Genomic DNA, 11,035 nt, shown 5'->3' on the forward strand with positions numbered 1-11,035 from the left:
GAGCGTAATGAGTGACCTGCAACAGCAATATCACTCATTTATTGAATCTGGCGCTTTGAGTTGTTCAAAATAATGACAGGATCACTCAGCGCCTTTCGCGGGAATGACAGAAGTCGTTAACTAAATGGCAGTGAGGGTTGATTTAACACCTCTCACGTTTAGGAAGATAAGACCTTATTAACTGATCATTATTATAGCGATTATATATTTTTCAATTCCAAAAGATAATATAATGCGCTTTATTGTCAGAATTAGTCATTCAGCTTTATCAATGAAAAATAAAACTCAAAACTCCATTAAAGGTAGTCAGACATTCTTCATGTCTGAAAGCAAAGTGCTCCTTTTCTCTCATTACTTTGAAAAGAAAATAATAAATGGGCAAGCTTATTATGTGTTAGTTGCCAGCCCTAGCCTTGTGTTACAATCTTCATTCAACCGGCGTGTCCAGGTAGAAACTCGACTTCCCAGCTCATTGGTCTATTTTGAATATTATAACAAAATTACAGCCGCCAATTTGCGATTTGCAAAAGAGGCAATGCTATTTATTCGTGCGGAAAATGCGCATATTCTGCTGGGTATACTGGATAAATTACCTCCAGGAAGCAATCTAAACGATAACATGTCCTGGATTGTCAAAACCTGCAGCCAATTACATGGCTTCAGCAATTATTTTCAACTGGATTTACTGTTTTCAAAAATTGACGAGGTTTTGACCAAACATGAAACAATACACGATGTAGATATAATTTTGGGAATGGCGATAGCCGAACTCAATCCACAATTCTTCTTTCAATTTCACCAGCAAAATCGTGGAGTGTTTCAATCCTGGCAGAAAATAGTCGATAGTTGTGTTTTACACTTGAATACAAAGCCATTTCCTGCGCCATCTTTTTTCCAACCGCTAACGACAATCGATTCCCGTCAGATGTCAATTATCGCCTCTGATCATCAAATGGATGAGGAGTCTGCTTTTTCTGAACCGATTTCCAGTGCTCAATGCGAGAATGAAGAGTTGGAGCAACTGCTTAAAAAAAACAGCGTTCTTACAATAAACGATCTGCTCGATTTAAATAAATCCGAGCTTTCAACTAATGAATTCAACTGTTTTGCTTAGTTTAAATTAACTCTGGATTGATTCATAAATTTCTTTTATAGTCATTGACGGACTATTAGTTTTATCGCAGTTGAAGTCAGTATTTTTTAAACAAGGAATGTTCATGAAAATAAAAGCTTCTAATCGAGATGTAACTGATCAAAACCGCGCTCAGGTAAGTTAAGTAAACTTAGCATGAGTATCCTGGCCGCTACCTGTGCAGGATTATTGAATACCAACGCCGCTAATGCCTATTGTATTCCAGCGTTTCCGCAAAATGGCGATGTGGTAACCTGTCTTCCCCCAACTAATCCATTGGACCCCTCATTTTTTTCCGCTGCAAATAATCTGACTGTTAACGTCGAAAGCGGTGCTTATCTCAGTGTTCTTCTCGGTTTAGGCGGAACTGCTTTGGCTCTGCCAGGAAATAATATTACTTTAAACAACAACGGAACTATCGATCCTTCATTCCTGGGTTTGCTGAATGTTCTTTCAACAGGTACTTACATTGGTAATGCGAATCCCAGTAATGTCAACGTAACTAACAATGGTTACATGAGTGGTACCAGCGGGCTTCTCGGGGTTACTCTTGCCGATTTAACCGGTATGGCCTTGGCCGTGCAAAATGGGGTTGGTGGTGTAACCAACATAGTTAATAATGGTTTAATTAATGGCGTTCCTTTAATTGCTGCGGTGCTATTTCCTGATGATATCCCTGTATTAGCCGCTTATGGCGGTGCTAAAGTCAACGGCATTAATACAGGCACGATTATTGGCCGTATGGCATTTCAATCTAATGGCACAGCAGGCCAGGGGAATACCTTTATAAACAGCGGCAGCATTTTTGGCGGTCTCTCAATGGGAGAGAATAGCGTCAATACCTTTACCGCCGTAACTGGTTCGACAGTAACCGGCACTGGTCTGGGTATTTATCTGCCTGTTTTAGGTTTAGGCGTATTATTTGCACCAACAGGCGTCATTGACGGCGGTTTTGGCGGTAATAACACCTTAATTCTACAAAACTCCGTAACAGGAACTGGTTCAGGAACTGCTGGAGTAGGCTCGGCACCTTCCGGTACTTATATCAATTTCCAACATTTAGTCCTTAACAGCGGCACCTGGAATGTCTCCGGTCCTGGAAGCTATTTCGATGCGGTGTTAAACGGTGGTAATGCGATTATCGATACCAATACCTCCCTCGGATTTGGCTTGATTACCGGCAATGGCGGTATCATTCAGCCTGCTGTAACTGGTCTTGATTTAGCAAATCCAATTCTTTTAGCTGCGGGCGGCTTAACCGCGCTGGTCACTGAACCACTCTTGACTTTATCAGGCGGTATAAGCGGTACAGGCGCTCTGACTAAAGCGGGTGCAGGCGTTTTATTATTAACCGGTGCGTCAACGAATACTGGTGGAACCAATATTGCTGAGGGTACTCTGGCGGTCGGTGCAGGAGGAAGTCTTTCTGCAAATGGTCCTCTCAATCTAACCCAGCCAGGCGCAACTCTGGATATATCTGCCGCTCTTGGCGCGCAACTAATTGGCAATCTGAACGGCGTAGGCGGCAGCCAGATTCTTCTCGGTGCCAATGACTTGATTATCGCAGGCATCGGTGCTGGCATTTTCGGCGGCTCCATTGATGGAACCGGTGATTTAATAAAAAATGGCCCGGGCAGTCTGATATTGAACGGAATTAATCCTTTCACAGGAACTACAACCGTTAATGAGGGGCTTTTGCAGCTTAATGGCAGTGTTGGAGGGGACGTTCTCGTCAATCTCGGCGGTCGTTTGGAAGGTGTTGGCACGGTAGGCGGCGATGCAATAATTAACGGCACTATCGCACCAGGCTTGGGATTAGGCATTGGAACGCTCAATGTATTAGGGGATTTAATCCAGAATCCTGGTTCCATTTTTGAAGTACAGGTCAACCCATTCGGTCAATCCGATTTAATTCAGGTTGCAGGAAGTGCTATTTTGAATGGTGGCTTAGTGAACGTCATCAGTGTCAATGGCTTGCCCTTTGTAATGGGTACCTATGGTATTTTGACTGCAACCGGTGGTGTTTCCGGAACATTTGCAGGTACCTTGCCAGTGTTGCCATTCTTAAGCTTTAATCTGCTGTATGGTCCCAATAACGTCAATCTGCAAATTGGACGTACTGCTTTACCGATTTCAGGTGTCGCAACCTCGCCTAATCAATCGGCTGTAGGTAATGCCCTTGAGTCCTTACCCGATAGCAGCTTGTTAAAAACGCTGATTTTAAATCTTCCAACTATTCAGAGTGCGCAGGAAGCCTTAAACAGTCTTTCAGGCGAAGCCCTGGCGTCAGTGACTTCAAGCCTTATCACTGCTGGTCAGTTTGTTGAAAATACTATGTTAAATCGATTGACCTCGCCAATGGACTATCAGAAAGATCCGAATCGTCCCTATGGTGCAATCAATTTCTGGGCTGAAGGAGTTGGTAACTGGGGACATCGTGATGGTACCAATAACTATGCTCGGGTTCGAGTCAATAGCGGTGGTATTTTCATCGGTGCGGACGCCAATACTGATGTGACTCGCGTGGGTATTTTCGGTGGCTACAGCGAATTAAGAAACAAGGTCAGTCAGCGTAACTCCGTTGTGGATGTGGACACTTACTACCTGGGTCTTTATGGTAGTGCGCGTATGGATCGCTGGGTAGTTCGCGCGGGCGGTGCCTACGGATGGAATGAGTTCGACTCGGCAAGACATGTAGTCTTCCCGCGTGTCGATGAGTATCTGCGTGCCGATTATAACGGCAACACGGCGCAGGCATTCCTGGAAGCAGCTTACGCACTCGATAACTCATGGCAGCTAGAACCTTTTGCCAGATTAAGCGACATTAATGTTTCTACCGACACAATTCATGAAAGAGGTGGAATCACTGCGCTGAATGGTTGGGCACATCATCAGAATATTGCCTTCACCACTCTGGGTGCCAGAGCGACTCCTTTCCTGGTACAAAGGGATACCTATAACATCACGGGTCATGGAATGCTGGGCTGGAATCATGCCTATGATAATCTGAATCCCTATGCGACCTTCAGTTTCCCTGAGGGCGGCGCATTCACGGTTTCAGGTAACCCAATTGCAAGAAATGCCCTGGCAATTAATGCTGGAATCGATGTATTGGTTCCTGCCAAATCCGTCACGCTGACGCTCAACTATATTGGTCAACTGGCTGATAGAGTACAGCAAAACGGTGTTATGGGCGTCGCCTCCTGGCGCTTTAATTAATTTTCCGTAATCAAGAGGAGGCGAAAGCCTCCTTTTTTTTAAAGGACAACAAATGCAAAAGATAATTCCCTGTTTATGGTTTGATAAAAATGCCGAAGAAGCGGTTAATTTTTATTTATCAATATTTCCCGATTCTGAAATTTGCCAGATAAGTCATTATGGCAATGTAGGGCAGGATCAGCATGGTATGCCTGCTGGCACCGTCATGACTATCGAATTTAAGCTCAATGGTCAACGATTTACTGCATTGAATGGCGGCCCTGTATTTCAATTCAATGCTGCCATTTCATTACAGGTTTATTGCAAAACCCAGGAAGAAATTGATTATTACTGGGATCATTTGGGTAAAGATGGCGATGAATCGGCACAAGTCTGTGGCTGGCTGAAAGATAAATATGGACTATCCTGGCAAATCGTTCCTGAAATATTAAACGAATGGATTCAGGATAGAGATAGATCAAAATCTGATCGGGTGATGGCGGCGCTTCTAAAGATGAAAAAGCTGGACTTGAGTGCTTTGGAAAAAGCCTGGAAAGAATAACTCAGCTATCCCTCTTGAAAATATGTACTATTATTACTCATAATGGAATTATTAGTTCATAGGGAGTAATAATGAGAGACCTAAAAGGAGAAGCTAGTACGCTTGCTCGTGAGATTGTAAACAAACCAAAATCAAGCGCGGACATCATTTTGCTGGTCAGAAAACGTCGAATACCAATCAGGGACTTCCTTAATTCTTATTTATTGCAGAAAAGTGAAGTAACAGGGCAATCTATCAAAGAGATCGCTGATGAATTTCTGGATGACTGGAAAAAAGGAATTGCAGCAAAATATGGTGAGGGTCTCGCCAAACGTGATGATCACATGTTAAAGATAATAGTGGATCAGACGGTTGCCAGAAACTCTCCTGGGCACGCGCTCAAACCACCGACCATGTAAGATTTTAAAACAAAAGCTGTTATACTCCTGCTGATTACCCAATTGAGCCTTCATGAATAATAAAAATAATTTCAGGTGCTGGCTGTGTGATAGCAGGACGCTTGTATTAAAAAGACGGGGAATTTCTCCTAAATCACTTAAGAGCAGTCATTTCACGGTGACCGACTCTGACTACGGTACAAGTTTAAGCATTTATCAATGCCAACGCTGCAATTTTCTTTTTTGTCCTGAAGCACAGGCGATCAACTCCTATTATGAGTCAATGACTGACAAACCCTATGAAGAGTCACAGGAACCCCGAAGACTTCAGGCACAAAAACTACTTAAAACAATCGTTAATTTTAAACGCGAAGGGAAGTTACTCGACATCGGGGCAGGCATTGGTATCCTGGTAGAGGAAGGATTAAATAAGGGATTTGATGCCAGTGGGATCGAGATTTGCAAGTGGTTTGTGGAAAGGGCTAAATCAAAGGGGCTGCCTGTTTATTCGGGTAGTTTTCCAGGTGCTACTGTCAACAGTCAATATGACATAATTACCTTAATTGATGTCCTGGAGCATGTTGAAAATCCTGTTCAGCTGATGACTGATATCAGCCAACATCTGACTAATGAGGGGATTGCAGTCATTGTAACGCCTGATGTTTCCTCTCTCGCGGCCAGATTATTAAATAAAAAATGGTGGCATTATCGGGTAGCCCATCTCAGCTATTTTAATCGAAAAACCTTGCGTTTAGCAGCTGAAAAGAGCAATCTGGAAATCATTAAATGGAAAAGACCTTCCTGGTATTTTTCGATGGACTATCTTTTAAAGCGTTTAAATAATTATTTACCTTTTATGGAGCGCCTGAGTCGCCTGCGATGTTTCAAACGCTGGGTGGTCCCCCTAAATCTTCGTGATTCCTGGATGATTATTGCGAGAAAAAAGTAATATGAATGCTTATTTATCCATTGCTCGTATTGATAACTGGCCCAAAAATTTACTAATGTTCGCAGGCGCTGCATTGGCAGCGATTTTTAGTCAATTTTCTGCTCCTGTGCATTGGCTGCAGTGTATTAGTGTATTTTTTGCACTTTGCCTTGCTTCGTCTGCCAATTATGTATTGAATGAATATCTTGATCGAAATACAGATAAGTTTCACCCAGTAAAAAAGGATCGCGCATTAGCGAAAACTCAGACTAAAAAAACTCTGATTATTTTTGAGTATTGCATACTATTTCTTCTGGCTTTGGGCTTAAGCGCGTCAGCTCATGCCAATATACTGATCATTTTAAGTATCTATATGATACTGGCCTGGTTATATAATATACCTCCTGTTCGCTTAAAAGATGTTGCTTACATTGATGTGTTGCTGGAGTCAGTCAATTACCCGCTGCGCGTAATGATTGGCTGGTTGTGTATCTTGCCTCACTATTTACCACCATCCTCGCTGATTCTTACCACCTGGGCGATTGGAGCGTTTACCATGAGCATGAAAAGGGTAGCTGAATATCGTATTTTTCAGAACCGGGATTCAGCTATTGCTTATCGAAAGTCCTATGCGCTATATACCACCAATACGCTTATACTATCGGCTTTTATTTATGGCTTGCTGACCATATTTGGTATCACGATTTTAATGTTAAAGTACAAAGCAGAACTCATTATCCTGATGCCTTTTCTTATTGGGTGGATGGGTTGGTATTTTCTGATGGGATTAGAGCATAATTTTGATATTATTTATCCTGAAAAATTAATTTTTAACAAGATTTTTATTGTGTTGTTAATTCTGTTAATTTTATTGTGCCTCCTGTTGCTGAACATCAATATTCCTTCTTTTCTCATCCTGGTAAAACCGATGCATTATGCCAGTTGAACAGGTTTCAGCTCCCCTGGTACGTCATCCTGAGCATCTGGTACGTCATCCTGAGCGTAGCGAAGGATCTCAGCTGCCTGGAACGGAGCCAGATTCAGGAGATCCTTCACTTCGTTCAGGATGACGTTGAGATGCGTTCAGGATGACGTTCAGACCAGTTGAACAGGTCTCAGCTCCCCTGGTAAGTCATCCTGAGCATCTGGGTACGTCATCCTGAGCGTAGCGAAGGATCTCAAACTGCCTGGAACGGGGCCTGATTCAGGAGATCCTTCACTGCGTTCAGGATGACGTTGAGACCAGTTGAACAGGTCTCAGCTTCCCCGGTACGTCATCCTGAGCATCTGGGTACGTCATCCTGAGCGTAGCGAAGGATCTCAACTGCCTGGAACGGAGCCAGATTCAGGAGATCCTTCACTACGTTCAGGATGACGTTGAGATGCGTTCAGGATGACGTTGAGATGCGTTCAAGATGACGTTGAGACGATCCACAACCTGGGGTGTTACCCTTTATCTTTAAAATCATGAGGCAGCTTTGCTGCTCAAAGTTTTTGAGAAAGATTATAAAATCATCGAATCTGTTTAAGATCATTTCCTTTTAATACATACACATTACGTCCAGGATAGTATTGGATTATTTTGTAATTTTCACTTTGCCTGTCCTGAGCAACAATCACTGGATTTGAATCAAACCAGGGCTGCATAAAAATCGTGGCCAGACGATCATTCTCTTCACTGAGTAAAACGACCGCAGGTTTGGCAGTACCGGTATCAATTGTTTGCAGAAGCTGTTTATTGCTTTGACGGTAGTTATCTGAATACAGCTGATAGCGGGCCGGAATAATCGTAAACAAAGCAGTCAGGGTCATAAAACAAAGCAGCAGGGCAATAATTCCCCGCCATTCATTCAGCGATAATTTCACCCGCAACCGTTTTCGGAAAAAGGCCGGTATTCGACTTAAGAAAATTGCGTTAAGGATAATCACAATAGTGGCAGTTTCATATAAATAGCGCGGGCCGAAAATATCATAGATATATTCGGAAAGGATTAAACTGAAATAGATGCTGAAAAAACTCATCGCCAGCAATCGACACCAGGGTTTCTCCAGGCCTAAAAAAAAGAGAAGAAATGCGAATAATAGCGACGAAACTGGCCAGCCAAATAACTGTCTATGAAGTAACTGCATATAATCAACCACGCGGATTATTTGAGCTTTCCAGTTATTAAAACTGTCATTCGTCAATAATTCTTCTCCTGGAACCACCTGATTTCCAAAATATTTCTGATAGCCAGTTAGAAAATAGGAACCTGTCGTTTGCTGATTGTAATAAAGAAAAAAGAACATAAAAGCCAGAATAATCAGACCCATCATGGCAAACGATTTGAAATATTTCCTGAATTGAAACAGCAGAGTCCAGAGACTGTAAACAAAAAAAGGCAGGCTGAAAAAAAGGGCCGATTGTGGGCGGGTGATAAGATAATATCCCAAAGAAAGCCCCGCAAAAATTGCATTTTTAACATCGTTTGTTTTGATTGTCCGGATATAAAATAAGGCAAATAATGTGGCAGCCAAAAGTGCTGTTGACCGATTGTCAAATTCAGAGGAAAGAAAAACAATAAAAGGCGATACCATAAATAAAAAAAGACAGATTCGGGCGGCAAAGCCTCCTCCAATCTCTTTGGCGAGATAGTAACTGGCAATTAGCGTAATAGCTGCTATGAGTGGATTGATGATTGCCGGCTGATTAAAGAAATGACCTAAGGCTAGCAGAAACATATGTCCGGGAGGGTAGAAGGTATAAAACCTCCCATCATTGATAAACCAGGGGGTATCGAAAAATTCGCGCAGAGGGTGACTGGCTAAGGTCCAATGACCGCTTAAAAATATTTTTGCGCCTGCGTATTGCGCCATAGAATCCATCTCTACCGGGAGATGATTAAATAATGCTCCCGACAAAAAATAGCAGGTAGAGAATAACAGGACTGCGCTCACCCCCAATAATTGATATTCAGGAATGGCTGCTGACTTGCCAAAAAGGCTGCCAATCTTTGCAAAAGCCTTTCTCGAAAAATCAAACAGGCAGAGGGCATAAACAATAAGACCTCCAAGTAAAAAAATAAAAAGATGTACCAAAATAGCCAGCTTTATATTATCAATTTTACCCAAAGTAGCGAGGAAAAGGCCTAAGGCAACTAAAGAAGACAATAAAGAACGTTGAGTTGAGTCCACAGGGCAGAGATTCGATTAATCAGAAAGGATTATTTGACTAGGAGCTTTCTGTTTAGTCAACTGGCTTGGGATAAAAAACTTTATAAGGACGACTGTGTTTATTCACTACAGCAAAGGACGTCAGTTTATGCGGCTTCACTTCCCGTTTGTCGAAAATATTCAGAACTTCAGTATGCCTGACAAGCTCGGCATCGCCAATAAGTGAGCGGTGGCAACGCCATGGAAGCGCTTCAGCACACATAATCACCGTTTCATAATCAGAATGAATGAATGTATGCAGTTCTTTTAATCCTTCAAAAAAGGATGCGGTCTGCATGTAATCCGCAAAGCCTCTGAAACTCGCATTATGCCACCCGGTATTAATGGATGAAGCGGATGTTTTACGCAGGCCGCCCAGTTTATCGAGATGATCATAAGCAATATTTTCTTTTTTTAATGCATTTGCAAAGCTGTCCTTGTTGAACCAGGGTACATGGCGTGAGCGTGGAACCGTGCGGATATCTACCACATGCTTAATGCCAAAGTGGTGAAGAATGTCGATGAACTCCTCAAGAGGGTGAGTGGAATGTCCAATAGTATAAAGTTTTTTCATAATATTAAGTTTAGGGAATAACCGGGCCCAGATCCAATCTCGATTTTTGTACTATATTTGATTAGGTGCAGTAAATAAAAAGGAAAAAATGGAGGGAACTATGAAAAAAGTTATTTTCGCACTGGCAGGAGCTGCGTCTATTGTGCTTACAGGCTGCGGTACTCAGAATGCGCTGAATGAAACTGGAAGCGCGGTTATGGGAACAGGCGCAAGAGTGGTATCCACTACCGGAACTGTAGTTCAAAAATCAGGTACTGTGGTGGTTAAAGGAACTCGCGTTGTAGTCGGCGGAGTTGCTTCTGCAACGGATAGGGTGATTTTCCAGAAAAAAGGCGTGGTCTATAGAGATGGTCATGCCTATCACATTGAAAATGGTCGCTATGTAGCAGCCGATTAATTTTCTCCCGGGGCCTTAGGGCCCCCCAATTTTTGATTGCATTAGCGGGTCGATAGAGTAATAATTATCGCCTTGACAAGTCAGTTTTTTCAAGGCAGAAAATGAAACATTATGTATTAACAGGATTTATAGCTGCAGCTTTTTCTTTTTCAAACATGGCGCATGCCGATTTCACTTTGTACTCCTCCGATAATGATGCCTGCCAGCTGATTGCTGGACAATGGGCAGGCTCAGGAAAAGCGACCAACTGGTTTATTGGCGAATGTAAATATCATGGTTCCGGCATTATCACAAGCGCTGACGGCGGACAACATTTTAATATTGAAGTGGTAGCGGATAAGGATTCCGGAAGCTTTTTTTGCCCAAAACATACGGTGAATCAATTTACCGGAACCTGTATCAATGGGGTAGCAACCTTTAATACAGAATATGGCAGCATGAATGGTAATTTCTCTGAAAATAGCGGTGATGCTCAGGGTACATTGACAGTAGGTCCGGGGATGACTGCTGAAGTTAGCCTGCAGTTTCATCGGGTGTCTTGATTAGGGGCTTTCGAGAGGGAAGCTTTCACTCGGGCTGCGCGTTTTGTAATTGGCGCTGCCAATAAGTTACGGAAATTTGTCATTCCCGCGAGGCATTGTTGCGTAAATAGAACCAAGCAGCAAACCTGTTGTC

10 protein-coding genes are annotated in these 11,035 nt (G+C 42.7%); 8 read left to right on the top strand and 2 right to left on the bottom strand.

Translation table 11 applies throughout. The features are described from left to right. The first annotated feature begins 271 nt into the window (after positions 1–271). From E1O89_RS14620 to E1O89_RS14645, 6 genes are all read left to right on the top strand, one after another. Positions 272–1,114 (top strand): hypothetical protein, encoded by an 843-nt coding sequence (locus tag E1O89_RS14620; protein ID WP_133140800.1) that lies wholly within the window; start codon positions 272–274, stop codon positions 1,112–1,114. Positions 1,115–1,288: 174 nt separating this feature from the next. Beyond that, positions 1,289–4,351, top strand: coding sequence for an autotransporter domain-containing protein (locus E1O89_RS14625; protein ID WP_133140801.1), 3,063 nt, complete (start codon positions 1,289–1,291; stop codon positions 4,349–4,351). Between the two features lie 52 nt (positions 4,352–4,403). Beyond that, positions 4,404–4,892 (top strand): VOC family protein, encoded by a 489-nt coding sequence (locus E1O89_RS14630; protein ID WP_133140802.1) that lies wholly within the window; start codon positions 4,404–4,406, stop codon positions 4,890–4,892. A 71-nt stretch (positions 4,893–4,963) separates the two neighbouring features. Continuing rightward, the gene (locus E1O89_RS14635) at positions 4,964–5,290 is read left to right on the top strand and encodes a hypothetical protein (RefSeq protein WP_133140803.1); all 327 of its coding nucleotides are present in this window, start codon (positions 4,964–4,966) and stop codon (positions 5,288–5,290) included. A gap of 52 nt (positions 5,291–5,342) precedes the next feature. Then, positions 5,343–6,218: a class I SAM-dependent methyltransferase gene (locus E1O89_RS14640; RefSeq protein WP_133140804.1), complete on the top strand. Its 876-nt coding sequence runs from the start codon at positions 5,343–5,345 to the stop codon at positions 6,216–6,218. Further along, a complete protein-coding gene (locus E1O89_RS14645; RefSeq protein WP_133140805.1) occupies positions 6,202–7,143 on the top strand; it encodes a UbiA family prenyltransferase in 942 nt (313 codons plus the stop codon). The genes E1O89_RS14640 and E1O89_RS14645 overlap by 17 nt, the downstream gene beginning before the upstream one ends. A gap of 566 nt (positions 7,144–7,709) precedes the next feature. On the opposite strand, the gene E1O89_RS14650 is transcribed toward E1O89_RS14645, so the two are convergent. Then, positions 7,710–9,371: a glycosyltransferase family 39 protein gene (locus tag E1O89_RS14650; protein WP_133140806.1), complete on the bottom strand. Its 1,662-nt coding sequence runs from the start codon at positions 9,369–9,371 to the stop codon at positions 7,710–7,712. Positions 9,372–9,423: 52 nt separating this feature from the next. Beyond that, the gene (locus E1O89_RS14655) at positions 9,424–9,963 is read right to left on the bottom strand and encodes a DUF488 family protein (protein ID WP_133140807.1); all 540 of its coding nucleotides are present in this window, start codon (positions 9,961–9,963) and stop codon (positions 9,424–9,426) included. Positions 9,964–10,063: 100 nt separating this feature from the next. Here E1O89_RS14655 and E1O89_RS14660 point away from each other — a divergent pair, with 100 nt between their 5' ends. Together E1O89_RS14660 and E1O89_RS14665 are read left to right on the top strand one after the other, a co-directional pair. Then, entirely contained in the window at positions 10,064–10,360 is a 297-nt protein-coding gene (locus E1O89_RS14660; RefSeq protein ID WP_112218065.1) for a hypothetical protein, read from the top strand. Between the two features lie 101 nt (positions 10,361–10,461). Further along, complete coding sequence (locus tag E1O89_RS14665) at positions 10,462–10,902, top strand: hypothetical protein (RefSeq protein ID WP_133140808.1); 441 nt, start codon at positions 10,462–10,464, stop codon at positions 10,900–10,902. Positions 10,903–11,035: the final 133 nt, after the last annotated feature.

Origin of the sequence: Legionella genomosp. 1 (assembly GCF_900640215.1) — a bacterium.
In the GTDB taxonomy this organism is placed as follows: Bacteria; Pseudomonadota; Gammaproteobacteria; order Legionellales; family Legionellaceae; genus Legionella_C; species Legionella_C quinlivanii_A.